This window comes from Methylotenera sp. N17 (assembly GCF_000799155.1).
GTDB lineage: Bacteria > Pseudomonadota > Gammaproteobacteria > Burkholderiales > Methylophilaceae > Methylophilus.
In genome coordinates, this window is sequence record NZ_JUGE01000001.1 from 2,369,269 (window position 1) to 2,392,652 (window position 23,384).

General features: G+C 47.5%; 24 protein-coding genes. 14 read left to right on the forward strand and 10 right to left on the reverse strand.

What is annotated here, in order from left to right; all coding sequences use genetic code 11:
- Window positions 1–22 precede the first annotated feature (22 nt).
- Window positions 23–3,811: a methionine synthase gene (gene metH / locus FG11_RS11305; protein WP_047535162.1), complete on the reverse strand. Its 3,789-nt coding sequence runs from the start codon at window positions 3,809–3,811 to the stop codon at window positions 23–25.
- A 204-nt stretch (window positions 3,812–4,015) separates the two neighbouring features.
- Here metH and FG11_RS11310 point away from each other — a divergent pair, with 204 nt between their 5' ends.
- Window positions 4,016–4,384 (forward strand): CidA/LrgA family protein, encoded by a 369-nt coding sequence (locus FG11_RS11310; protein WP_020183199.1) that lies wholly within the window; start codon window positions 4,016–4,018, stop codon window positions 4,382–4,384.
- The gene (locus tag FG11_RS11315) at window positions 4,377–5,117 is read left to right on the forward strand and encodes an LrgB family protein (RefSeq protein ID WP_020183200.1); all 741 of its coding nucleotides are present in this window, start codon (window positions 4,377–4,379) and stop codon (window positions 5,115–5,117) included. The genes FG11_RS11310 and FG11_RS11315 overlap by 8 nt, the downstream gene beginning before the upstream one ends.
- 3 nt (window positions 5,118–5,120) lie before the next feature.
- Here the strand turns inward: FG11_RS11315 and FG11_RS11320 are convergent, their stop codons facing one another.
- Together FG11_RS11320 and FG11_RS11325 are read right to left on the reverse strand one after the other, a co-directional pair.
- Window positions 5,121–5,474: a DUF4186 domain-containing protein gene (locus FG11_RS11320; protein ID WP_020183201.1), complete on the reverse strand. Its 354-nt coding sequence runs from the start codon at window positions 5,472–5,474 to the stop codon at window positions 5,121–5,123.
- 3 nt (window positions 5,475–5,477) lie between these two features.
- Window positions 5,478–6,713, reverse strand: a complete 1,236-nt coding sequence (locus tag FG11_RS11325) for an MFS transporter (RefSeq protein WP_020183202.1) — start codon at window positions 6,711–6,713, stop codon at window positions 5,478–5,480.
- A 453-nt stretch (window positions 6,714–7,166) separates the two neighbouring features.
- Between FG11_RS11325 and FG11_RS11330 the strand changes: the two genes are divergently transcribed.
- The gene (locus FG11_RS11330; RefSeq protein ID WP_047535163.1) at window positions 7,167–7,664 is read left to right on the forward strand and encodes a fasciclin domain-containing protein; all 498 of its coding nucleotides are present in this window, start codon (window positions 7,167–7,169) and stop codon (window positions 7,662–7,664) included.
- A gap of 84 nt (window positions 7,665–7,748) precedes the next feature.
- On the opposite strand, the gene FG11_RS11335 is transcribed toward FG11_RS11330, so the two are convergent.
- Window positions 7,749–8,357: a DNA-3-methyladenine glycosylase family protein gene (locus FG11_RS11335; protein WP_047535166.1), complete on the reverse strand. Its 609-nt coding sequence runs from the start codon at window positions 8,355–8,357 to the stop codon at window positions 7,749–7,751.
- Between the two features lie 67 nt (window positions 8,358–8,424).
- Here FG11_RS11335 and alkB point away from each other — a divergent pair, with 67 nt between their 5' ends.
- Window positions 8,425–9,063 (forward strand): DNA oxidative demethylase AlkB, encoded by a 639-nt coding sequence (gene alkB / locus FG11_RS11340; RefSeq protein ID WP_025225148.1) that lies wholly within the window; start codon window positions 8,425–8,427, stop codon window positions 9,061–9,063.
- A gap of 15 nt (window positions 9,064–9,078) precedes the next feature.
- Here the strand turns inward: alkB and FG11_RS11345 are convergent, their stop codons facing one another.
- The gene (locus tag FG11_RS11345; RefSeq protein ID WP_025225149.1) at window positions 9,079–9,405 is read right to left on the reverse strand and encodes a cupin domain-containing protein; all 327 of its coding nucleotides are present in this window, start codon (window positions 9,403–9,405) and stop codon (window positions 9,079–9,081) included.
- Window positions 9,406–9,574: 169 nt separating this feature from the next.
- Here FG11_RS11345 and fae point away from each other — a divergent pair, with 169 nt between their 5' ends.
- From fae to FG11_RS11365, 4 genes are all read left to right on the forward strand, one after another.
- Window positions 9,575–10,135 carry a formaldehyde-activating enzyme gene (fae, locus tag FG11_RS11350; protein ID WP_047535169.1) on the forward strand — a complete coding sequence of 187 codons (561 nt, stop codon included), beginning with the start codon at window positions 9,575–9,577 and terminating at the stop codon, window positions 10,133–10,135.
- 77 nt (window positions 10,136–10,212) lie between these two features.
- Window positions 10,213–11,175 carry an L-threonylcarbamoyladenylate synthase gene (locus tag FG11_RS11355; protein ID WP_047535171.1) on the forward strand — a complete coding sequence of 321 codons (963 nt, stop codon included), beginning with the start codon at window positions 10,213–10,215 and terminating at the stop codon, window positions 11,173–11,175.
- 92 nt (window positions 11,176–11,267) lie between these two features.
- Window positions 11,268–11,624 (forward strand): hypothetical protein, encoded by a 357-nt coding sequence (locus FG11_RS11360; RefSeq protein ID WP_020183209.1) that lies wholly within the window; start codon window positions 11,268–11,270, stop codon window positions 11,622–11,624.
- A gap of 116 nt (window positions 11,625–11,740) precedes the next feature.
- Entirely contained in the window at window positions 11,741–11,959 is a 219-nt protein-coding gene (locus FG11_RS11365; RefSeq protein ID WP_047535173.1) for a hypothetical protein, read from the forward strand.
- Here the strand turns inward: FG11_RS11365 and FG11_RS11370 are convergent.
- Window positions 11,953–12,960, reverse strand: a complete 1,008-nt coding sequence (locus tag FG11_RS11370; RefSeq protein WP_232418395.1) for a S1 family peptidase — start codon at window positions 12,958–12,960, stop codon at window positions 11,953–11,955. The two genes, FG11_RS11365 and FG11_RS11370, sit on opposite strands and share 7 nt — an antisense overlap.
- 179 nt (window positions 12,961–13,139) lie before the next feature.
- Here FG11_RS11370 and FG11_RS11375 point away from each other — a divergent pair, with 179 nt between their 5' ends.
- Together FG11_RS11375 and gndA are read left to right on the forward strand one after the other, a co-directional pair.
- The gene (locus FG11_RS11375; RefSeq protein WP_025225153.1) at window positions 13,140–13,874 is read left to right on the forward strand and encodes a dienelactone hydrolase family protein; all 735 of its coding nucleotides are present in this window, start codon (window positions 13,140–13,142) and stop codon (window positions 13,872–13,874) included.
- 124 nt (window positions 13,875–13,998) lie between these two features.
- On the forward strand, window positions 13,999–15,516 hold the full coding sequence (gene gndA / locus FG11_RS11380; protein WP_020183213.1) for an NADP-dependent phosphogluconate dehydrogenase: 1,518 nt from the start codon (window positions 13,999–14,001) through the stop codon (window positions 15,514–15,516).
- 123 nt (window positions 15,517–15,639) lie between these two features.
- Here the strand turns inward: gndA and FG11_RS13580 are convergent, their stop codons facing one another.
- Entirely contained in the window at window positions 15,640–15,819 is a 180-nt protein-coding gene (locus tag FG11_RS13580; protein ID WP_152604065.1) for a hypothetical protein, read from the reverse strand.
- A gap of 295 nt (window positions 15,820–16,114) precedes the next feature.
- On the opposite strand from FG11_RS13580, the gene thiS reads away from it, so the two are divergent.
- From thiS to mltA, 4 genes are read left to right on the forward strand one after another with little or no spacing between them, the layout of a single operon-like run.
- Window positions 16,115–16,318: a sulfur carrier protein ThiS gene (gene thiS / locus FG11_RS11385; RefSeq protein WP_020183215.1), complete on the forward strand. Its 204-nt coding sequence runs from the start codon at window positions 16,115–16,117 to the stop codon at window positions 16,316–16,318.
- A gap of 21 nt (window positions 16,319–16,339) precedes the next feature.
- Complete coding sequence (locus FG11_RS11390) at window positions 16,340–17,131, forward strand: thiazole synthase (RefSeq protein ID WP_047535176.1); 792 nt, start codon at window positions 16,340–16,342, stop codon at window positions 17,129–17,131.
- 5 nt (window positions 17,132–17,136) lie between these two features.
- A complete protein-coding gene (gene apaG, locus FG11_RS11395; protein ID WP_047535177.1) occupies window positions 17,137–17,520 on the forward strand; it encodes a Co2+/Mg2+ efflux protein ApaG in 384 nt (127 codons plus the stop codon).
- Window positions 17,520–18,770, forward strand: a complete 1,251-nt coding sequence (mltA, locus tag FG11_RS11400; RefSeq protein ID WP_047535180.1) for a murein transglycosylase A — start codon at window positions 17,520–17,522, stop codon at window positions 18,768–18,770. The genes apaG and mltA overlap by 1 nt, the downstream gene beginning before the upstream one ends.
- Window positions 18,771–18,859: 89 nt before the next feature.
- Here mltA and pqqA read toward each other — a convergent pair whose 3' ends face one another.
- The 3 genes from pqqA to FG11_RS11410 all read right to left on the reverse strand — a co-directional run bounded on the left by pqqA (window position 18,860) and on the right by FG11_RS11410 (window position 23,347).
- Window positions 18,860–18,931, reverse strand: a complete 72-nt coding sequence (gene pqqA / locus FG11_RS13760) for a pyrroloquinoline quinone precursor peptide PqqA (protein WP_012777389.1) — start codon at window positions 18,929–18,931, stop codon at window positions 18,860–18,862.
- A gap of 142 nt (window positions 18,932–19,073) precedes the next feature.
- Window positions 19,074–21,356, reverse strand: coding sequence for a lipopolysaccharide kinase InaA family protein (locus tag FG11_RS11405; RefSeq protein WP_081978211.1), 2,283 nt, complete (start codon window positions 21,354–21,356; stop codon window positions 19,074–19,076).
- The gene (locus FG11_RS11410) at window positions 21,356–23,347 is read right to left on the reverse strand and encodes an LTA synthase family protein (RefSeq protein WP_052185032.1); all 1,992 of its coding nucleotides are present in this window, start codon (window positions 23,345–23,347) and stop codon (window positions 21,356–21,358) included. The genes FG11_RS11405 and FG11_RS11410 overlap by 1 nt, the downstream gene beginning before the upstream one ends.
- Window positions 23,348–23,384 lie beyond the last annotated feature (37 nt).

The following is a 23,384-nucleotide window of genomic DNA, read 5'->3' on the forward strand; positions in this document are numbered from 1 at the left end:
ACTGACCTGCCACGTAAACCCATTACCCCAAATTCGGTGCCAACCAACGCTCTAAATAAGCTTTTTCTAAGCCGCGCCGTTTGGCCATATCTTCTAATTGGTCCATACCAATTTTATCGACACTAAAATATTTAGCTTGGCGATGCGCAAAGTAAAATCCACTCACCGCCGCCGCTGGCAACATAGCAAAGCTGTCGGTCAATTGCATGTCAATTTCCTCAGCCTGCAATAGTTTAAACATATCTGCTTTCACTGTGTGGTCTGGGCAGGCAGGGTAGCCAGGCGCTGGACGAATACCAGCATATTCCTCTTTAATCAGTGCATCTTTACTGAGTGCTTCATCCGCAGCGTAACCCCAAAAATCTTGGCGAATACGCTCGTGCATATATTCGGCAAAGGCTTCCGCCAAGCGGTCCGCCAATGATTTAAACATAATGGCATTGTAGTCATCATGCTGCTTTTCGTACTCAGCCAGACGTTTTTCCATGCCTAATCCAGCGGTCACCGCGAATAAACCGATGTAATCCTCTGTATCCTTTGGCGCAATAAAATCGGCCAAACACTGGTTAGGTCGGGCCACGCCCTCGATCACCGGCTTAACGGTTTGCTGGCGCATGCCGTAGTAGGTAAATGCCACCTCCTGCCGCGTATCATCCGTATAAATTTCAATGTCATCATCGTTGACTACGTTGGCCGGCTGCAAAGCAATCACGCCATTGGCGGTAAGCCAGCGCCCCTCAATGATTTTTTTGAGCATGGCTTGCGCTTCGGCAAACACTTTGGTGGCGGCCTCACCCACTACTTCATCGGTCAGGATTGCGGGATAGAAACCGGCTAGATCCCAAGTCTGAAAGAACGGACCCCAATCGATGTATTGCGCGATTAAGGCTAAATCAATATTTTTAAACACGCGGCGGCCAATAAATTTAGGCTTCACCGGCGCATACTCACCTTCAAAGCTCAGCTTGGTTTTGTTGGCGCGCGCATCGGCAATGGTCAACATCGGTACGCCTTTTTTGTTGGCATGTTGGGCACGTGCTTTTTCATAATCGGCCTGAATTTCCGCCAAATACGCACCGCGGGTTTCTGGCGTGAGCAGGTTTTGCATGACCGAGACCGAACGCGAAGCGTCAGGCACATAAATCACTGGGCCATCATAATTTGGCGCAATTTTAACGGCAGTATGTGCACGTGAAGTGGTCGCGCCGCCAATCAATAACGGTGTTTTTTGGTCATAAAAATGCGGATCCCGCTGCATTTCTTTGGCAACATAGGCCATCTCTTCAAGCGAGGGCGTAATCAAGCCGGACAAACCAATGATGTCGGCATTTTCCGCTTTCGCCATCGCTAAAATCTCGGCTGCGGGCACCATCACGCCCATGTTCACCACTTCAAAGTTATTGCATTGCAGCACCACGCTGACAATGTTTTTACCGATGTCATGCACATCGCCCTTCACCGTGGCAATGACCACTTTGCCTTTGGGCTTAGCGACAATGCCCGTACGTTTTTCTTCTAATGCTTTTTCTTCTTCAATAAAGGGGATGAGGTGTGCCACTGCAGACTTCATCACGCGCGCCGACTTCACCACTTGCGGCAAGAACATTTTGCCTTGCCCAAATAAATCGCCCACCACGTTCATGCCATCCATCAACGGCCCTTCAATCACGTGAATCGGGCGGCCACCGTTTTGCATCACTTCGACGCGCGCTTCTTCCGTATCTTGCACAATAAATTCCGTAATACCATGCACCATGGCGTGCGCTAAACGCTTTTGCACCGAGACTGGATTGTCTGGTGTGCCGCGCCACTCGAGTGTAGCTTCTTCTTTTTTGCCACCTGCTTTAAGCGTGCCTGCAATTTCAATCAGGCGCTCAGTCGGCGCAAGCAAGTTATTTGGGTCGGTGACGCGGTTCAGTACCACATCTTCGACACACTGCTTGAGCTCCGGTGCCAAATCATCGTACACGCCCATCATGCCGGCATTTACAATGCCCATGGTCATGCCCGCTTGAATGGCATGGTAGAGGAACACAGTATGGATGGCCTCGCGTGCCGGATCATTGCCGCGGAAGCTAAAACTCACATTGGAAACCCCGCCAGAAATTTTGGCATGCGGCAGGTTTTGCTTAATCCAGCGCGTAGCTTCAATAAAGTCCACTGCGTAGTTATTGTGCTCTTCAATCCCGGTCGCAATGGCAAAAATATTGGGGTCAAAGATAATGTCTTCTGGCGGGAAATCCATGCCCACCAATAAATCATAGGCACGTTTGCAAATCTCAATTTTGCGTGCATAGGTATCGGCTTGGCCTTTTTCATCAAAGGCCATCACAATCACTGCGGCGCCATAACGACGACACAATGTCGCTTGGCGCAAAAACTCGGCTTCGCCTTCTTTCATGGAGATGGAGTTGACAATGGCCTTGCCTTGTACGCACTTTAAGCCGGCCTCAATCACATTCCACTTTGAGGAGTCAATCATGATCGGCACGCGCGCAATATCTGGCTCGGATGCGATTAAGTTCAAGAAATGCGTCATCGCTTTTACAGCATCCAACATGCCTTCGTCCATGTTGATGTCGATGACTTGCGCACCGTTCTCTACTTGTTGGCGCGCAACGGACAATGCTTCTTCGTATTGCTCGTTGATAATCATGCGCGCAAAGGCTTTAGAACCTGTTACGTTGGTGCGCTCACCCACGTTCACGTATAGTGAGCTCTCATCAATGATAAATGGCTCTAATCCAGACAATTTGGTGACCGGGACCTGTGTCGGTACAGCGCGCGGAGGCAACGCTTTAATGGCGTTATAAATCGCGTTAATGTGGGGCGGTGTAGTTCCGCAACAGCCACCCGCAATATTCACAAACCCACTCACAGCAAATTCTTTGACTAAGCTGGAAGTGACATCCGGCGTTTCATCAAAACCGGTATCGCTCATGGGATTAGGCAAGCCGGCATTCGGATAAATACAGACGAAAGTATCCGCCACTTTGGAAAGCTCTTCTGCATAAGGCCGCATTAAGGTTGCACCTAGCGCGCAATTCAAACCCACTGTGAGTGGTTTAGCATGGCGTACAGAATGCCAGAATGCCGTCACCGTTTGCCCGGACAGAATACGGCCAGAGGCATCGGTCACGGTACCCGAAATCATCAAGGGCAGGGTATAGCCCACTTCTTCAAAAAATGTGTCGATGGCAAACAATGCCGCCTTGCAATTGAGCGTATCAAAAATGGTTTCCACCATCAGGATATCCGCGCCACCTTCAACCAAGGCACGCGTTTGCTCCAAGTAGGCAGCCACCAACTGATCAAAGCTGACGTTCCGTGCGGCAGGGTCATTCACATCGGGAGAAATACTTGCGGTTTTAGGGGTAGGGCCTAATGCACCCGCCACAAAACGCGGCTTATCCGGCGTGCTGTATTTAACGCACGCCGCCTTGGCCAGCTTGGCCGATTCCACATTCATCTCATAGACCAGATGCGCCATATGATAGTCGTCTTGCGCTACGCTGGTTGCACCAAAGGTGTTGGTCTCAATAATATCGGCACCAGCAGCCAAATATTTTTCATGAATCTCTTGAATCACTTGCGGTTGCGTCAAGGTCAACAGTTCATTATTGCCTTTGACAAACAACTCACGCTCACCAATGGGTGCTTTGAAGTCGACGAAACGCTCGCCACGATAATCGGCTTCGGTTAGCTTGTATTGCTGAATCATGGTACCCATCGCGCCATCCAAAATGAGAATACGCTCTGCCAATAATGCACGCAGCTGGGTTTCCGTAGCGCTGATTTTGTTTCCCGACATAAAGTGCTTTCAAATCCATATGACTAACTGCGCACATTTTAGCATGTTGGATTCATTTGCACTTTTACTGTGTGTGATTGCTGCGTGTACTGTGTGCTGTTTCCTGCGTGACTCTATGTAGATCTGCAATAAATTTCGCACCGCTTCAAATATTCAAAATAAAAGTGTGATAACTTAAAACTTTGCATTCATCAAAGCACAGACATGATAGAAGGTTTAGTTCAGTTATTTTTATGGCAAGGCTTGGGCGAGTTAGCCTCTAAGTTTTTGCTACCAAGCATCCCAGGGCCAGTACTAGGCTTGGTTTTCCTGGTGGTATTTCTAATGATAAAAGGCGAGGTAAATCAACCGCTTGGCCAAGTAGCAGATCAGTTCAGGCAACATCTGGGCTTGTTGTTTGTACCAGCCTCGGTAGGTGTGGTGCTGTTTTTGCCAGAACTCAAAGCCCATGCGCTGGCTGTCTCTACCGCGCTGCTAGTCAGCGTGGTACTAACCATTGGTGTCACTGCCGTCGTACTCAAGGTGTTTTGGTATTTTTCACTCAAGTTTGGCAAGGGGCAACGCCATGAATAAGCGTATACCGATTTCCGAAATCTGGGTCTATCTGTCTGGAGACCCGCTGTTTGCATTGATCATCACTCTCGCCACTTATCAGCTTGGCTATATGCTGTACGTACGCGCTAAGCGTAACCCTGTCGTCAATCCGGTGGCCATTTCTGTGGTGCTGACTTGCTGCATCATTAGCGCGCTGGATATGCCTTATGAAAAATATTTTGAAGGCGCACAGTTTGTGCACTTTTTACTGGGGACAGCTACTGTTGCTTTGGCTGTGCCCATTTACAATGGTTTTAAACGCATGAAAGGCAAGATCTTTCATATGTGGGTGGCACTCACTGCAGGTAGTACCGTCTCCATTGTCAGTGCCGTGGCCATTGCGCAGTGGATGGGCGCAAGCAACAATATGGTGGGCAGCATGTATGCAAAATCGGTCACCGCCCCCATTGCCATGGGTATTGCCGAACGCATCAACGTATCGCCGACCTTAACAGCCGTGTTCACAGTCATTACCGGCATGCTGGGTGCAATATTGGCGCCTTATATTTTAAATGCACTCAAAATACAACAATGGTGGATACGCGGCACAGCCATTGGCGTAGGGGCACATGGCCTGGGTATCACCCGTGCCTTTAGCGTGAACGAGGAAGCGGGTATTTTTGCTAGCATGGCGATGGGCTTAAACGGCGTGATTAGCGCGATTGGTTTGCCGATTGTGCTCACGTATTTACGCCCACATCTCGGTATATAACCATTACTTTACGTAGGTTTGCAGCCAGCGCTCCAATACCACAACCACGTAGGCTTGCTCATCTAAAGTGAGCTCGCGCCCTTGTGGAATGGCATGCCACTGTTGCAAGCAGCCACGGCAGCAACAAGCCGTAGCATGCTGCGCTACAAATACAGGGTGACCACGCATCGGCGTTTGTTTACCTTCATTTTCAATGACGGCGGGCGCCAAGCGTTTTTGCACAAAATCCTCGGCATGTGTCAGCACTTGCGCCAAACCTTTTTCTTGCAGATACGCTAAATCACGTGCGTTCAATTGAAAACCCGCTCTGAATGTCGATTTTGCCAATACAGCAAATAATGTATCCAGATTGCGCATGGATTACTGCAGTTGCTTCAGCTCTAAATCGCGTAACTTGGGGGCAAGCTTAGCGGTAACGCCCACAATACCAATCGTCATCAGGCCGCCAAAAACCACGGAAGGCACTAGCCCGAATAGTTTTGCTGCAACACCGGATTCAAATGCGCCCAACTCATTAGATGAACCAATGAATATGCCATTAATGGCCGATACCCTGCCGCGCATGGCGTCCGGCGTAGCAAGTTGCAATATGGTTTGCCGCGTCACCACAGAGATGCCATCCAGCACACCAGAAACCATCAGCAGAGCCACGGCCAGCCAAAAATAAGGACTGAGCGCAAACCCAATCATGCATAAGCCAAACCCTGCCACTGCAGCCAATAACCAGCGACCTGCATGTAAATTGATGGGGTGCCGCGTAAGCCATAATCCAGTCAGTATCGCACCCACCGCAGGGGCAGCCCGCATCAATCCGAGCGTTTCTGGGCCCATATGGTAAACATCCTGAATAAAGGCGGGCAACAACGCAACCGCGCCACCAAACAATACGGCAAACATATCCAGCATTTGCGCGCCAAACACAATTTGGTTACTCCAGACAAAGCGCAAGCCTTCGCCAATACTTTTGAAAACCGGTGGGCTTTCTGGCGCAGGCGGCTCTTTCACTTTTAACATCCCCATTGCGACAGCCGCACCTACGCACAAAGCGCTGGCTAGCGCATATGCCATGGTTTTACTGGCAAATCCCACTAACAAACCACCTAATGCCGGCCCCAATATCAACCCTATTTGGAAAATAGAACTGCCAATGCCTGAGCCACGCGCATAAGATTCCCTGGGCACAATAATCGCAAATAAGGTGGTATAACTGGGGGCAATAAATGCACGGGCAATGCCGGTAAATGCAATTGAGCCATAAATCCAGACACTGGGATTGCCTGTAATCCAGCCCATCGTCACACAGGTCAACGTTAAGGCATTTAGGCATAACAAAGTAGCGGCTAAGATGCCAAATGCGCGGCGCGAATAATAGTGATCGACCGCATGGCCAGCGAATAAAGTGCAGGAAAAGTAAGGGATCACTTCCGCCAAACCAATCAGCCCGAGCGCCAATGGATCATGAGTGAGTTCATAAATGTGCCAACCCACTACTACCGCCATAATTTGGTAGGCCAATACCATTTGAATACGAAACGCCAATAACTTTACAAAGGCAAACTGATGGTTACTGAATAACTGCTGAATAGAAATATGCATCACGCTATTATAAATTTAAATTCTGCCCAATATCTCTATGGATGTGTAAAGAAGCAGGCTCAGTTACAATGTGGCGTTAGTGCAGAGAATAAAGCAGTAAGCGTGTGCAAACATGCCGATGAGTCGTCGTTGACCTAGTGCGATTCTGCTGAAATAGATTAGGCGCACTAACTTTTTTTGACGCGTTTGTTTTCCGATCTTGTACCTTTGGTATCACTCTTACCTAGAATTTAACAAGCATGGGCACAATCTAGCCACAAAAAATATTTATTTTATCGTCAACGTCATGCTTTGCCGTGGCGTTATCCCATTAAGCTGAACAGCGTTTCACAATTAACAATGCTTGCCTAGTTACATTGTTAGGCAACTTGTGTAAGCTCTCGCAGCTATCCTAGAGCAACCATCAGCAAGCTTGCTGATATTTATATAGCACTCAACAATTTAAGGAAAGTTATGAAAAAAGTATTACTAGCATCACTGTTTGCATTGTCTGTCTCTAACGCTGCTTTTGCAGATGATATTATCGATTCAGCCGTTGCTGATGGTTCACTCAAAACACTGGTAACAGCATTACAAACGGCTGGTTTAACAGACACCCTTAAAGGTGAAGGCCCTTTTACTGTGTTTGCGCCAAGCGATGCCGCATTTGCCAAGTTACCAAAAGACAAACTGGAAGCATTGCTCAAAGATAAAGACGCACTCGTAAAATTGTTGAACGCACATATCGTTGCGCACAAAATCACTAGCGATGATGTTACAGCTGGTAAAGTAAAATCCGTTGAAGGCCATGAGTTGAAATTAGACGTGACTGCCGGCATCAAAGTAGATGGCATCCCAACAGTGGGCGGCGGCGATATCAAAGCGGATAACGGTATGATCTACGTACTAGACACGGTGTTGTTGCAAGAACACGAAGGCAAAAAGAAAGTAAGCAAAAAGAAAGCGGGTTAATACCCTGTTAGCATTCAAAAGCGGGCGCTATCACTAGCGCCCGCTTTTTTTGTGATGTGAATCTAAACTCAGTCTAAGCACAGATTATTTGGGCACACGCCATAAATACCAACTGGCTACCGTGCGATAAGGCTGCCAAGCCAAACCAATCTCTGCCAAGGCTTTAGGCGTTGGCGCATCCGTTAAAGACTTCAACCGCTTATAACCTTCACGCACACCAAAATCATCCACCGGCAAGATATCCGGACGTTGTAATGTAAAGATCAGCATCATTTCCACTGTCCAACGCCCAATCCCTTTTAGTGCAACCAAACGCTCAATCAAATCTTCATCGCGCATGTGTTCAGCTTGCGCAAGTGTTGGCACCAATCCAGTCAGTGCGCCTTGTGCAATGCCTTTGGTCGTCTCAACTTTTCGGCCAGAGAACCCACAAGCACGCAAGGCATCAAACTCTGCATGTGCGAGCTGTTCTGGCGTTGGAAACTCGCCTCCAAAATGGGCTTTGAATTTTGCCAAAATAGCATCACCCGCTTTAGTGCTGAGCTGCTGGTAAGCCACAGCGCGGACCAATGCCTCATAAGGGTCACGCTCTGACTTGAGTATAAGTTGGCAATCGCCAATCTCAGCAATAAGCTTGGCAAAGTCTGGATCTTGCTCACTTAAAAAAGTTTGCGCTTGTTGATAACGGTGCATGCATTCATTATAACAGTGTGCATTTAAAAGCTAGTACCAAGAGCCGGGAAGCAAATAACACATCACCATGGATTTATTGAGTTCTCTTGAAAGCAGTCAGCGATTAGACTTAGATGGACTGGTCTATTTACGTGGTTATGCGTTGCCTAACCAAACACAATTGCTGGATGATTTACATGCCGTTATCTCCGCCGCACCCTTGCGGCAGATGATGACGCCGATGGGATTTGCCATGTCAGTGGCCACCACCAGTTGTGGCGCATTAGGCTGGGTATCTGATCAGCAAGGTTACCGCTACTCGCCTATCGACCCAATACGCCAAGCGCCATGGCCCGCAATGCCAGAAAGCTTTTTTGTACTCGCTAATACGGCTGCTAATATTGCCGGCTACACTGATTTTGCGCCAGATGCTTGCCTGATTAATCAATACCAAATCGGCACCAAGATGGGCTTGCACCAAGATAAAAATGAACGTGATTTCACACAACCCATTGTATCCGTATCATTAGGCATTGCTGCGCGCTTTCAATTTGGTGGCAAAAAACGCACCGATAAACCCACGCAATTGCGCCTTGAACATGGCGATGTGATTGTGTGGGGCGGTGATGCACGTTTGAATTATCACGGCATCATGACCATGCAATCCGGGTGTCATGCAATATTAGGTAACACGCGCGTTAACCTCACTTTTAGAAAAGCAGGTTAACGCGGCAATATAGAATTACAGTTTAAGCGCTGCTTTAATGCGGCGGAACGTTTGGCTGAGTAAATTACCATCCAATTTGTAATGCTTATGCAATGGTTGCTTCACTTCCCAACTGGCGGTCATGCCTGCTGGAAACGTCACCAAATCGCCCTTACCAAAGGACACAGGTGCCCCGCCTGTAGGTGTAATCACGCACTCACCCTCTAAAATATAGGCAATTTCTTGTTCTAAGAATGTCCATGGAAAAGTAGAGACCTCCTTTTGCCAGGTTGACCATTTGCTCACCCCTAAACTGTCTAAATGGGCTTGGCTAGGATTTTTTTCTACGATAATTTGACTCATGCTTTTTCTTTAAAAATGATAATGGTCAGCCATTCTATACCAGTTAAATAATTGCAACTATAGCGGCTATTCCTTGTCTTACTTTTGAACGCAAAATTGTTAGCTTTTAAGGTTTGTCCATCTATTTTTAACGCCCAACGGGGCTTGAAAGCAGAAAGGAAGAACTATCATGAAAACCTTAAAAATCAACAAATTACTAGTAGGCGAAGCATTAGTCGGTGATGGCAATGAGGTCGCCCATGTGGACTTAATCATGGGGCCGCGCGGCAGTGCAGCCGAAACCGCTTTTGCTTTAACGCTCACCAATCAAAAACGTGGTGACAATGCGTTGCTAGCCGTAGTAGCACCCAATCTCATGGCAAAACCAGCCACTGTGATGTTCAACAAGGTCGATATCAAAGATGCAAAACAAGCGGTGCAGATGTTTGGGCCAGCGCAGTCTGGTGTGGCTAAAGCCGTGACTGACTCAGTCAAAGAGGGCACCATTCCGTTAAAAGAAGCCGATGATATATTTATCTGCATTGGTGTCTTTATTCATTGGGATGCCGCAGATAGCACCAAAATCCAAGACTGGAATTATGCAGCGACCAAGCTTGCCATTCAACGCGCGGTGGCAGGCTTGCCAAAAGCGGCAGAAGTGATTGAAAATAGTGTGAAGACTTCTCACCCACTCGCGGCGCATGATTATAAAACTGCACCTGAAATACAGCCTTTACAAAAAGCGGCTTGATAGATGGCATGAGACAGTAAACCACGAGGTAACAAACCAGTAGTAAAATAGCACTTTTACTACTGGTTGGTATTGGCATGCAGGTCAATTTAGCAGATGCGATGACGTTACTTAACAACGGTGAAGTGGTCGCGATTCCTACCGAAACGGTGTATGGATTAGCGGCAGATGCTAGCAATGAAGCTGCTTTACTCAAGATTTATGCCACAAAACAACGCCCAGCCAATAATCCGCTGATTGTCCATATTGCAAACATTCATCAAGTGAGTGGCTATGCTGACGAATTTTCGGCTTTGGCCAAAAAACTCGCAATAGCGTTTTGGCCTGGGCCATTTACGTTGGTACTCAAAGCCAAACCGCATGTGTCTAATATATTGCGCGCCAATGCGCCGACTGTTGCACTGCGCGTACCTGCCCATCCGCTCACGCTGCAATTGCTCAAAGAAAGTGGCCTAGCCTTAGCCGCGCCCTCCGCCAATCGCTATACCCAGCTCAGCCCCACCACAGCAGCGCATGTCGAAAACAGCTTGGGTAAAGATATTCCGGTACTAGATGGCGGCCCATGCCAAGTGGGCATTGAATCTAGTATTGTGAGTGTGGATGGCGACCAATGGCAGTTGTTACGCCACGGCATGATTACGGAAGCGCAAATTGAAGCCATTGCAGGCAAGCCAGCACAACCACTCACACAAGACATTCCCAAAGCACCGGGGCAACATTTATTGCATTACTCGCCACGCACACCCACGCGCTTGTTTGAAGCATTTGCCGACTTACAAAAATACGCGCAATTGCATCCGCACTGTGCAGCATTGCTAATCGGCCAAAGCAATACAGCACTCCATGCGCAGGTGCCCAGCGCCCATTGCATTGCGCTACCCAGCACACCTGCGCAAGTGGCAGAACACTTATACGATGCGCTGCATCGATTAGATGACTTGCAAGCCAGTGCGATTCTCATTTTGTTGCCTCCAGACCAGCCAGCGTGGGCAGCTATTCGAGACCGCTTAACGCGCGCAGGCTATCAAGACGCACCTTAAACCAGAGGCACCCTAAATGAGATGAGTCATTGTCGGTCTTGGCATAAGATGGCAAAATGAACCCATTGAAATTTTTACCGTTAAGGCAACACATGAACTATCAGCACGTCACCGCCATTGCACTTACCTGCGTCATTCTATCGGCATGTAGCATGGTAGCGCCCCTTAAAGTGTTTAAGTCTGAAACCAAAGAGCGTTCTAAAAATCCGGAAAACGCCACCGAATATGTATGTGAAGGCAACAAACGCTTCTTTCTACGTATGCTGAACAAGGACAACGATGCCTGGCTCATTTTCCCCGACCATGAAGTGAATCTGGCAAAATCCAGTACCGAGAAAAATCGCTATGTATCCGGCTCCATTACACTGGCATTAGAAGGCGACCAGACGACGCTGACGGACGGCGATGTATTGTCCTATACCGCATGCAAAGCGCAATTAAAGAAATAGTATTGGGTTCTACACTAAGCTGAATTACATCTTGCGATGCCCTTCAAAAGAGGGTAAGTTAAACACTTAAGCAGTTGCAATTAGAAATGGCTATCCCTGTTGAGAGGACCATACCCATGGACAACAAATACGGACTAGGCAGCACCAAAGTAGCGACAGAACAGCATACGCTACACCACAAATCAGAAAACGCCACACAAGCTGTGTGCAAATTCTGTAACAGCACACATCTTGTGTTTAGCCCCACCATGCATGACCACCGCTGTGACGACTGCGGCGAATGGCAGCAAGATGTACCACAAGGTTATTCCACGGGTCGCAGCAGCGATTACTGAGCTTGCTCTTTAAGCGCGAGATTAAACGCCTCGTCCAATTCCACATGAATGGCCTGTAACGCTGCGTGCATCCGCGCCACCTCATCCGAATTGCCGGCACGGCTAGCCAACAACCCCAATCCGATCAGACTACTCGGATGCTGCGGTTGCAATACTAATGTCTGCTGAAAACTCTTCTTAGCATCGGCATCACGGCCAAGCTTAGCTTGTGCCACAGCCAGATAATAATGTGCTTCGGCTGTGCTTGGTTCTTGCTTGACCCAAGCCTGAGCAACACGTGCTAATTCTGACCAATCCTCATTTTGGTATGGCAACACTACTTGCATAAAGTAAGGTGCTGCCTCGGGTGGTGCGTCCCAAAATGGCACAAGGTCTGATTGTAACGAGGTGGTTTCAGGCGTATCCAGTAATGCTTTGACCCAGTTGACCGGAATATTATAAAAATAAGCACCACGCCCTGGGCTCTTAAACGTACTTATGGCAATCAGCTTACCCGCTTCATCAAACACCGGGCTACCACTGGCCCCCATGATAAATGAAGCATCGGTACGTACAATGACGCTGTCGTCGAGCGGATAAAGCGCTTTGATTTTGCCATAGGTCACTTGAGGTTTGGGCGGCCCACCGGGAAATCCAATGGAGAACATCGGCTGTTCGTAGCGCAGCTGCGAAGCATCACCCAGTTCCACTGGTTTTAAATCTAGATATTGAAAACGTAGAATACATAGGTCATGTTTCCAGTCCGCTTTGAGGCCAACCGGCGCAAAGCTATCGCCAAATTTAGTGATATTGACCCCATTGGCATTGGCCAATACATGGCAGTTAGTCGCCACCATGTCTTTGGCCACCACCACACCGGTACCAACGCCATGCCCACCGGATTTAGTTACCACATGCACCTTGGCTACTGAGGCTTTAAGTTGATAAGTCAAGTCAGCACTTGGCTCTGCCGCCGCAATGCATGCAAAACCAGCCAGCCATATCATCAAGACGAATCGCATGATAATCCCCACATGTTTTGGTACTGAAGATGACATCATATCGCGCAAATAATTCTTAACATGCTGACTATTTGCATGCGCTGTTAAATAATTCTCAATTCGCCCACGATTTGAGATGAAAATGCCATTAAAGCACTGTAAAATATTGGGTTCAAAAATATATTTTCTGGATGCATGCCATGCTCATCAAAACTGAAATCGCAGATATCTCAACACCTACTGGTGTAATGCGGACTTATATCCATCGCCCGACACATACTCAAAAAGTACCTGCAATTTTATTTTATTCTGAAATTTTTCAGCAAACAGGTCCTATCGAACGCGCTGCCAGATTCATGGCCGGCCAAGGATACGCCGTCTTGGTACCAGAAGTATTTCATGAACTTAATCCGATTGGTACAGTCCTTGGTTATGATGATGCAGGACGTGATAAAGGTAACGCTGATAAAGCTGCCAAAGATGTGCAAGACTATGATACTGACAATCGCGCCATGATTGAATTCTTGGGCAAGCAAAATTGGTACGATGGCAACGTAGGCGCTATGGGCTTCTGTATTGGTGGTCACTTGGCGTTTAGGGCTGCGCTACAACCGGAAGTTAAATCTACCGCCTGCTTTTACGCCACCGATTTACACACAGAAATCATCCCAAACAAACCTAACCAACACTCCATGGATCGCCTGAGCGACATTAAAGGCGAGTTATTGATGATTTGGGGCAAACAAGACAACCATATTCCTACCGCTGGCCGCAGCTTGGTGTATCAAAAACTGACAGATGCCAACCTGAGCTTCACTTGGCACGAGTTCAATGGGCAACATGCCTTTATGCGTGACGAAGGCGAACGTTATGACCCGCAATTAGCCATGACTGGCTATCAACTGGCCTTGCAAATGTTTGGTAACACACTGTAAATCGCCCAAATTGAACAGCATTGTTTTAGCAGTAGAAGTAGCGTAGTACGAGCTCTAGCCACAAGCCAAGGCTCTAATTTTTGATTTAAATTACCCATTTAAGAAAGCTTAAAGAGAGAGAAGCATGACCACCACAAAAAACGCTGACATTGGCCTTGTAGGCCTTGCTGTGATGGGCCAAAATCTGGCCTTGAACATAGCCGACCACGGCTACACCATCGCTGTTTACAACCGCGACCCGAAGAAAATGCTGAACTTTATTGAGGAATGCAAAAACAATGAGCCATCTCACGAGCGCGTGGTTGGTCATGCAGATTTGGCTTCTTTTGTACTAAGCATCAAACGCCCACGTAAAATTGTATTGCTAGTGAAAGCAGGTAGCGCAACCGATGTCACCATCAACGCGTTATTACCATTCCTAGAGCAAGGCGATATCATCATTGATGGCGGCAACGCATTGTGGACAGACACTATCCGTCGCGAAAAAGAATTGGCTGCCAAAGGCATTGAGTTTATTGGTTCAGGCGTTTCAGGCGGCGAAACTGGTGCGCGTTTTGGCCCATCGCTCATGCCATCTGGTACACGTAAAGCATGGTCTAGCTTAGAGCCAATCTGGCGTGATATTGCAGCCAAAGTAGACCCTGTGACCGGTACACCCTTAGAAGGCGGCACCCCAGGAAAACCAGTCGAAGGCGGCTTCTCTTGCGCAGAATACATTGGCCCGGACGGCGCTGGCCATTATGTGAAAATGGTGCATAACGGTATCGAGTACATCGATATGCAATTGATTTGTGAAGCCTACTGGTTGATGAAAAACTTGCTAGGCATGCCAGCCGATGAAATCGGTAAAGTATTTGCCGAATGGAACAAAGGTGAATTATCAAGCTTCTTGATTGAAATTACCGCAGATATCCTGCAACAAAAAGACCCAGCAGGCAAAGGTTTCTTAGTAGACCAAATCTTGGATACTGCCGGCCAAAAAGGGACTGGCCAATGGACTGCAGCCAATGCGCTTGAGCTAGGTGCACCTGCCAACGCGATTGCAGCAGCGGTATATGCGCGTGCGCTTTCTAGCTTGAAAGAAGAACGTGTTGAAGCGAGCAGAATCCTAAAAGGCCCTGTGCTAGTGAAAGAAACTGATAAAGCAGCCATTATCGAAGCGATTAAAAACGCATTGTATTGCTCAAAAATCTGCGCTTACGCACAAGGCTTCCAACTGATTGATAAAGCACAAGTGGCTTATAACTGGAAACTGAACTTTGGTGAGATTGCACAAATCTGGCGCGGCGGTTGTATCATCCGCGCGCGCTTCTTGCAAAAAATCACCGATGCTTATGCATTGAATTCACGTTTGAAAAACTTGATGCTAGACCCATACTTCACCAATGCGATGAACGAAGGTCAAGCTGGCTGGCGTAAAGTGATTGCCTTGGCGGTGACAAATGGCATTCCAGCACAAGGTTTTGCGGCTGCGCTAGCATATTACGATGGTTACAGAAGTGCAGACCTGCCTGCAAACTTATTGCAAGGTCAACGTGACTACTTCGGTGCGCATACTTACGAGCGTAAAGATCAACCACGTGGTCAGTTCTTCCACTTGGATTGGCCCGAGGCTGGTCGTCCGCAATTGACGATTGAATAAGCGTTTTTGAGGAAGAAAACTCTAGAGAGAGGGTGGCCGATGCCATCCTCTTTTTTTATAGCTTGATGTTGTGGTTGCCTGATGATTAAACGTTAAAAACGCTTAATACCAGACGGTACTACATTAAACGCAATCGCAACTTGCTTCTAAAAATCTGTTCAGATTTTTATTTCTTTGCAATATCAACACACTGGCTTCTTGCTCTTTTACCTTTGCTGATTTCTCAGCAATTGAAGGGGCGTAGATTTCATCCAGCAAAGCATCTTGTTTCTGTACTTGTACTCGTTCTGTTACTTGCATCATCGTTTCCTTTTGGGAGTTAAAAACCGCACGAATTGTGTTCGTACGGGGTAGAGCATCAATCGTTAAAAAAATTCAATTTCCACATGCTTTAGTCGCACAATCATGAAAATCATGACAACTTAAATCAAGCACTTAACACTTTGCGCTTACTGCTATTAACGCACAAATCAATTGCAAGATGACAAGCATAGACTGTGCCATACATAAATTTTCATTTAAATAATTCATTATTAACGCCCCATGTGACAGCATAATTACGTAAAATAGCACTCTTTAATGGCCGCAATATTTCGCTATGCATTTAATTATCAACGGTAAAGACAAACATTTTGACGACGCTGCACTATCGGTCAGCGCGCTTGTTGTTGCAATGGACCTCGCTGGCAAGCGCATCGCTATTGAGCGCAATGGCGAAATCGTGCCGCGCAGCCTGTTTGATGCTGTACTATTAAATGAAGGTGATCAGTTGGAAATTGTAGGCGCAGTTGGCGGCGGCTAGGGTACAAACGAGAATATAAAGATGAATGATGCATTAGTGATTGCTGGAAAAAGTTACCAATCAAGATTACTGGTAGGTACGGGTAAATATAAAGATTTTACCGAAACACGTGCTGCCATAGACGCAAGTGGTGCCCAAATTGTCACAGTAGCAATCAGAAGAACCAATATTGGTCAGGTCGCTAACGAACCTTCGCTACTGGATTATCTGCCACCAGAAGAATTTACCTACTTACCTAATACCGCAGGTTGCTACAGCGCAGATGACGCTGTCAGAACACTGCGCTTGGCACGTGAGCTACTCGATGGCCACAAACTTGTGAAATTGGAAGTGCTGGGTGACCCGAAAACGCTGTATCCCAACGTCATTGAGACCTTGGCCGCAGCCAAAACGTTGGTCAAAGAAGGCTTCGATGTGATGGTCTATACCTCAGATGACCCGATTATTGCTAAACAGTTAGAAGACATTGGCTGTTGCGCTGTGATGCCTTTGGCATCACTCATTGGCTCTGGCATGGGTATTTTGAACCCTTGGAATCTGCAGATTATTATTGAGAATGCCAATATCCCCGTATTAGTAGATGCGGGTGTGGGCTGTGCGGCCGATGCTGCTATTGCCATGGAGTTAGGCTGTGATGGCGTGCTGATGAATACAGCCATTGCCGCTGCGCAGAACCCAGTATTAATGGCGGGTGCCATGAAAAAAGCCATTGAAGCAGGCCGCGAGTCTTATTTAGCTGGCCGCATGCCGAAGAAACTGTACTCTGCCTCGCCCAGCTCGCCGACCACCGGGCTTATTTCAGGAAACGGATAATCCGCGTGGAAGAGAAAAAACGCTACGCTTGCTTGGTCAAGGTGAACACTACTTTTCTGGAAGATCAATCTAATCCCGGCGAGTCAAAATACGCGTTTGCCTATACGGTGACCATTACCAATACTGGCACGGTTGCCGCCCAATTAATTAGCCGACATTGGATCATCACCAATGCACTTCATGAAACTCACGAAGTGAAAGGGCTTGGTGTCATCGGTGAGCAACCGTTGCTGGAACCTAATGCGCAGTTTGAATACACCAGCGGCACGATACTCAGTACCGCTAGCGGTGAAATGCAAGGTACCTATCAAATGGTGGCAGAGGATGGCACCTTATTCGAAGCCAACATTGCCCCTTTTCAGCTCTATCAACACAGGGTGTTACATTAATGACCACTTTACGCTTACGGCACCACTGGTTGATTATTTTCTTAACACTGATGATGATCACCGCATGCGGTAAAAAAAACATCAAAGAACCAATACCATGCCGTTGTGAGCCGACCACATCACAACCCAGCAAACCCATTCCCGAACCAGTAACACCGGAAACCAAACCAGAAGCGCCGGGCAGCAAAATTCCAGAATACGGCTTACTCAAACTTGCTAACTGGAGCGAGATAGACGCTTGGAAACAAGATAATTTGAGCGCGGGCTGGCCAGCTTGGCTGGCCAGCTGCTCTACATTAAAAAACAAACCTGAATGGCAACCTGCCTGCCAAGCCGCAGTGTCACTAAATGCTCCTGATAACACACAAATTATCGAGTACTTCACCCGCTACTTTAATGTCTACAGTACTAGTACTATTGCCGGGAGCAACACCGGACTAATTACTGGCTACTACGAGCCAGTGTTAAAGGGCAGCCGCACCAAGTCTGCACAATATGCCTTCCCACTCTATGCACAGCCTAAAGATCTGATTACGGTGGATTTAGGTACGCTGTTTCCAGAGCTCAAATACAAACGGGTACGCGGTAAACTAGATGGCAATCGCTTGGTACCTTACTTTACACGCGCAGAAATCGAATCGGACAAGCCGCCTTTGGCTGGCAGCGAGATTGTTTGGATTGATGATGCAATTGATGCATTTTTTCTGCAAATTCAAGGCTCTGGCCTAATCCAATTAGATACTGGCGAGCAATTACATTTAGGCTACGCCGATCAAAATGGACATGCTTATAACTCGATTGGCAAAGTGTTGATTCAACGCGGCGAGCTCAACGCCAGCCAAGCGTCTATGCAGGGCATTAAAGACTGGGGGCGTAAAAACGTTAGCAAGCTGCGTGAGCTGCTGAATACCAATCCTAGTTATGTCTTTTTTAGAGAGTTGCCTGCTAATCTACCCGGCCCTTTGGGTGCGCTGGGCGTTCCCCTTACTGCGGAACGTAGCGTTGCCATTGACCCCAAATATATTCCGCTAGGGGCACCTGTCTATTTATCTACAACCTACCCAAATACCACCAAGCCATTACAGCGATTAATGATTGCCCAAGACACCGGCGGTGCCATTAAAGACGGGGTACGTGCAGATTTTTACTGGGGGAGTGGTAATTACGCCGGAAAAATGGCGGGGTCGATGAAGCAATCCGGCACGATTTGGGTATTGTTACCTAAAGAATTCAAATTGCCTACGCCTTAAATATTAAAACCAAGTAAGAATTAAGACTAATAAGAACCATAAAAACAAAAGGGTGCTATAAGCACCCTTTAGCATACGTTAAACAAAGATTATTTGTTCATTACGTACATTGTAACTTCAAAACCGAAACGCATTTCAGTAGCTGCTGGTGTTGTCCACATAATGATTCTCCTTTAGTTAGAATTCGTTTGGGTTACTTTGCATGACTGCCAGTACATCTCCATAACGTAGAGTTACTATACCTTGTGCTTCAAAATATCACCTGTCTAAACTGCTTAAAACTGTCTCATGGTTTTCATTAGATTACCCTGATGCAGCATGCGATGTGCCCACCCCTTTTAGCTTTTTCATCAGACGTTTCCAACCTTTGCGCCCAATCGTCTTTTTCAAACGTACTTTGAAATCGTACAAATGAAATGCTAGGCGATGACGCCAAGTGAACTGACGCCCAATCATGCCAAAATAGATTTGCATGACACGTTCACGACCTGCCCAATGCAGCTTGTGGCAAGCACGCGTCATGTCTGCCAGACGATATTTTTCCGGAAACGGCGTCAAAGGGAAACAACGCAAACGCGCGGTATCGATTAATGAAAAACCAAGCTGCTTATCAGCCCCAACATTGACTAGAATATTACCGCCGGAGAAGTCTCTGAAGTAAACCAATCGGCCATGCATGTCATGGCAAAATTGCGCAAATTGAAAATATACTTCTTCTGCCTGCAAGCCATTAAAGTGGCTTTCTCCTTGTGCAAAAGCAACAAATATTTGCCCGATGCTGGCCTCTGATTGCACATATTCGCACACATAAAAATTTTGCTTCAGACTGGTATCGCCCACTTTTTCAAAGTAAGCTACTGGCATGGCCGTGCCGATACCGCGACGCATAAGTTCCATGGCTCCGTTCCAGCTGCGCTTGGCTTTGCTGGGTTTGAAGCGATCTAAAAAAGCTTTGTGCGGATACATTTTGACTGGCTGCTTGATCGTCAGCTGTGCTGCTGTATTTCGTGGGTCGGGCACTGCCCAAATCGCATTACGGGCATGGCGCAAAGCACCTTCTTTTTGCGGTGCCTGTAACCGTGCCGGATGTAATTGCTGCGCCAATAATGCAGCTTCTTCAGCATTGCTGGCTAGTACCAAGCCTTGCCAATCATCTTCATCCAAGCGGAAATACTGCAAGCCCTGTTGGTGCGCGTGTATCGTCAGGTCTTTTGCTAAAGTAGGGGTGGCCTGCACAAGTGTTGTATTGTGCCAAATTAAATACATGGGCGATTCAGTCACAAACGCATGTGTGTTGGCCAACACTGTGCCATCTCGATGCACCATCACGGCTTGTGTCAAAAGGGCTTGTGTGTAGATTGCGTCCAAGAAAGCTACTTTGCCATTTTGTGTCCATATGGCATGAATGGTATGGCCATCTTTTTCAAAATGATGGTGCTCCAAGCCGTTACCAGTAGCCAGTGCACGCACATACTGCGCACCTTGAATTTGGGCAGCACACGTTTTTACCGCAGCAAAGCTTGGCTGAAGCTGGTAATGTTGCAGTGCGCCATCAGCATGCTGGTAGTGCGTCACACGCTCAAGCGCCGGGTAGTCATGCTCAGTCAACCCATCGCTAATCAGGCCTTCACGCTGGCAAATCAGCGCGCCCCAATTGGCTTGTTTTAATGCGCCAGAAGCTGCTAATAGCAGAAAGTAACGTGCAGCGTAATCGGCTTGCTTTTGCAGCGCATCGGGATAACGACGTTGCACACGAAATATTGCCCAAAATGCCACGGGTGAAATGAGCGCCGAAACACCGAAATCCTGATTGATTTTCTGTAGCAAACGCGCCTTTTTGATTAAGTTATAGTCAAACCAAGTCGTCCACTGATACTTAAAAATACGGTGGTCATTGCTTTCTGGCTCTGGTACGCGCTCACAAAACAAGTTATTGCTAAAAACGTCCGGAAGCTGCTGGCGCGCCTTTAAATGCTTGAGCAAGCTCACGTTATAGAACGGCTCAAAGTCTTGTATATTCGGCCCTGCAATAGTGATATTGCGCGCTTTAATCAGCGTGTAAGCAATATCCCAGGTGGCAAGAAAACCATCAAATGTATAACCGCTCCAGCGTTTGCGGTTGATGGTGGAACCGATTTCAATATGGGCTAACTGATGGCCAAAACGGTCTAGTATATTGACAATAAACTGCTGCCAGATGACTTGCTCGGCAGCTAACAACATATGTTTGGCAGACTGAAAAGGTTGTACCAAATGCAAATTGACGCGAAAACCTGCTGCAATCAATGCCGATAAAAAGCGTGCATTAGGTGCTTCCACCTCATCATCATTACCTAAGTCTCCATAGGTAAAATCTAAGCGCACACGTTTAACACCCAGCGCCTGCAACTGCGCAATGACGTAGGCATCCACTGCCGGATCTTGCTGCGTGGCAACACACACGCCGATAAAGTCATCGACAATGGTATGGCCAGAGACAGGCAAATGCGCATGGCGTAACCACATGCCGCCCCGCAGAAAATAACTTAACCCGTCACGGACCACCTGCTTGGTGAGCATAGAAGGCTGATACGACGCACCCGGCATTACGGCAACCGGTAGCGCTGTTCTGTATACAGCAAGGATGGCAACAGTGAGTTGGCCAATGCACGCTGCTCAATTTGCACAGCATTTGCAGGAGAGGGTACCTCATTCAAATGCTTATGCTGTGTATCGTACTTACCATGTGCGGGTGCCTTGCCTTCACGCAATACCACCACCTGATTGGCTACCTCTTTATCTGCTTTTTGTTGAGTTTGCTCCATCCAACCAAAGTTATAGTTGTACTGCATCATGGCGCGACCCAGATAATCTGCCGGCAGATTGGACATATCGTGCCCTGTCATCGGGTGCTGTGCTTGCACGCCCATTAAAGACAATACGGTCACCGGCAAATCGATTTGGCTAGCAATGGCCGTGATCGTTTTAGGCTGAATGTCCGCACCCAAAATCAGGCCTGGGATGTGGAAATGCTCAATGGGCACCAGTGTCTCACCACGCACACGAATATCGTGATCGGCCACAATGAGAAACACTGTGTCTTGCCAATAAGGGCTGGCTTTGGCCTTTTTGAAAAACTCACCAATAGCATAATCGGCATATTTCACTGCATTATTATCGGTGGCTTTGGGCTGCTCATACAGCTCGATACGTCCATCCGGAAATTCAAATGGCGCATGATTAGACGAACTAAATGCAAGCGTGAAAAATGGTTTGCCACTGGCATGATGCGCCAATAACTGTTCATGCGTTTTATTCAGCAAATCCTCATCCGAGGCGCCCCAGCTCCCTACAAACACTGGGTTTTTATAGTCTTTTTGATCGACAATATGTTGAAAGCCGTTGCCCATAAAAAAGCCGCGCATATTGTCAAAATGAGACTCCCCACCATAGATAAACTCTGTGGAGTAACCTTGTTTTTCTAATAAAGCTGCCAAGCTAAAAAAATTTTTCTGGCTAAGTGATAGCTTCACTGTACTGTCTGCCGGCGTAGGCTGAAAGCCTGTCACCACCGCTTCAATGCCACGTACCGAACGCGTACCGGTCGCATACAGCTGCTCAAACCAAATCCCCTCTGCTTTTAGTTTTTCAAGATTAGGCGTGACCGGTTTACCGCCTAAGGACTCAACAAAGCCTGCGCCTAAGCTCTCTTGCAGAATAATGACTAAATTCAGCGGCTTATCGCGTTTAACCGATGGCACTAAAGTAGTTAATGTCGGGATATCAGTATCTTTGGCTTGCGTCAGTTTAAATATGTCCGCTTTATCCATCTTGCCGTAGATCTCGCTGGATTTGGCCTCATGCTGCAAACTATAAACAGCATAGATGACCGAATAGCCGGAATTTAAAATCAAGCTGTTGACCATGCTGTCTTGGGTAATTGCAAACAGCGCCGGGTTAGCAGGGCGGTGGCCAAGTGTGGAGCGGATACCGAGCAATGTGAGTACTAACACCAAAGGCCAGATAATCCACAAACGTTTGTTTGTCCAAGTCGATGTTGCAGACTGCCATGGTTGCAGCCAGTAACGCATCCCCACAATGGCCAGCACCGTAAAGCCAATACCAGCAAAGATATGTACTTTGAAACCACGCCACAGCATGCCCATGACCTCATGTGGATATTTCAAATACTCCACAAACAGGCGATTCGGGCGTACATCGTATTCCATGATAAAGCCAGGCGTAGCCGCTTCTAAAAACACCAACAGCACCACCGCAATCAACACCCAGCCGTAGGTAAACCACTTCCATGTGTTAAAAAACTGGCGTGTAGCCAATAGCGGTGCCAATAGTACTGGCACAAGCGCAATCAGCGCCAACTGAATGATATCGACACGCACACCTTGGTATAGCACGGCCAATAATTGCCCTGTGGATTCCACACGACCAAATTTCCATAGCACTAGACCCAACCGCGACAGTGACAACACGACCAAGCCCAGCAACAGCATGGAAAATAACGGGGCAAAAGGGCCTGCTTTATTGGCAACCTGCCAAACTGCACGGCGAAATGGATCGAACAAGGATTTGATTTGCATAAACGCAGATTAAAACATCAAGATGAAAGGGCTCATT

What these genes read in the sequence shown, in the direction of transcription:
- FG11_RS11365 (WP_047535173.1), top strand. Translation starts at nt 11,741, where the DNA reads ATGGACAACAAATACGGACTAGGCAGCACCAAAGTAGCGACAGAACAG.
- FG11_RS11355 (WP_047535171.1), top strand. Translation starts at nt 10,213, where the DNA reads ATGCAGGTCAATTTAGCAGATGCGATGACGTTACTTAACAACGGTGAA.
- FG11_RS11315 (WP_020183200.1), top strand. Translation starts at nt 4,377, where the DNA reads ATGAATAAGCGTATACCGATTTCCGAAATCTGGGTCTATCTGTCTGGA.
- FG11_RS11360 (WP_020183209.1), top strand. Translation starts at nt 11,268, where the DNA reads ATGAACTATCAGCACGTCACCGCCATTGCACTTACCTGCGTCATTCTA.
- FG11_RS11335 (WP_047535166.1), bottom strand. Translation starts at nt 8,357, where the DNA reads ATGCACCGTTATCAACAAGCGCAAACTTTTTTAAGTGAGCAAGATCCA.
- alkB (WP_025225148.1), top strand. Translation starts at nt 8,425, where the DNA reads ATGGATTTATTGAGTTCTCTTGAAAGCAGTCAGCGATTAGACTTAGAT.
- fae (WP_047535169.1), top strand. Translation starts at nt 9,575, where the DNA reads ATGAAAACCTTAAAAATCAACAAATTACTAGTAGGCGAAGCATTAGTC.
- gndA (WP_020183213.1), top strand. Translation starts at nt 13,999, where the DNA reads ATGACCACCACAAAAAACGCTGACATTGGCCTTGTAGGCCTTGCTGTG.
- FG11_RS11320 (WP_020183201.1), bottom strand. Translation starts at nt 5,474, where the DNA reads ATGCGCAATCTGGATACATTATTTGCTGTATTGGCAAAATCGACATTC.
- FG11_RS13580 (WP_152604065.1), bottom strand. Translation starts at nt 15,819, where the DNA reads ATGATGCAAGTAACAGAACGAGTACAAGTACAGAAACAAGATGCTTTG.
- FG11_RS11330 (WP_047535163.1), top strand. Translation starts at nt 7,167, where the DNA reads ATGAAAAAAGTATTACTAGCATCACTGTTTGCATTGTCTGTCTCTAAC.
- FG11_RS11370 (WP_232418395.1), bottom strand. Translation starts at nt 12,960, where the DNA reads ATGCGATTCGTCTTGATGATATGGCTGGCTGGTTTTGCATGCATTGCG.
- FG11_RS11375 (WP_025225153.1), top strand. Translation starts at nt 13,140, where the DNA reads ATGCTCATCAAAACTGAAATCGCAGATATCTCAACACCTACTGGTGTA.
- mltA (WP_047535180.1), top strand. Translation starts at nt 17,520, where the DNA reads ATGACCACTTTACGCTTACGGCACCACTGGTTGATTATTTTCTTAACA.
- FG11_RS11345 (WP_025225149.1), bottom strand. Translation starts at nt 9,405, where the DNA reads ATGAGTCAAATTATCGTAGAAAAAAATCCTAGCCAAGCCCATTTAGAC.
- FG11_RS11410 (WP_052185032.1), bottom strand. Translation starts at nt 23,347, where the DNA reads ATGCAAATCAAATCCTTGTTCGATCCATTTCGCCGTGCAGTTTGGCAG.
- thiS (WP_020183215.1), top strand. Translation starts at nt 16,115, where the DNA reads ATGCATTTAATTATCAACGGTAAAGACAAACATTTTGACGACGCTGCA.
- metH (WP_047535162.1), bottom strand. Translation starts at nt 3,811, where the DNA reads ATGTCGGGAAACAAAATCAGCGCTACGGAAACCCAGCTGCGTGCATTA.
- FG11_RS11325 (WP_020183202.1), bottom strand. Translation starts at nt 6,713, where the DNA reads ATGCATATTTCTATTCAGCAGTTATTCAGTAACCATCAGTTTGCCTTT.
- FG11_RS11390 (WP_047535176.1), top strand. Translation starts at nt 16,340, where the DNA reads ATGAATGATGCATTAGTGATTGCTGGAAAAAGTTACCAATCAAGATTA.
- FG11_RS11310 (WP_020183199.1), top strand. Translation starts at nt 4,016, where the DNA reads ATGATAGAAGGTTTAGTTCAGTTATTTTTATGGCAAGGCTTGGGCGAG.
- FG11_RS11405 (WP_081978211.1), bottom strand. Translation starts at nt 21,356, where the DNA reads ATGCCGGGTGCGTCGTATCAGCCTTCTATGCTCACCAAGCAGGTGGTC.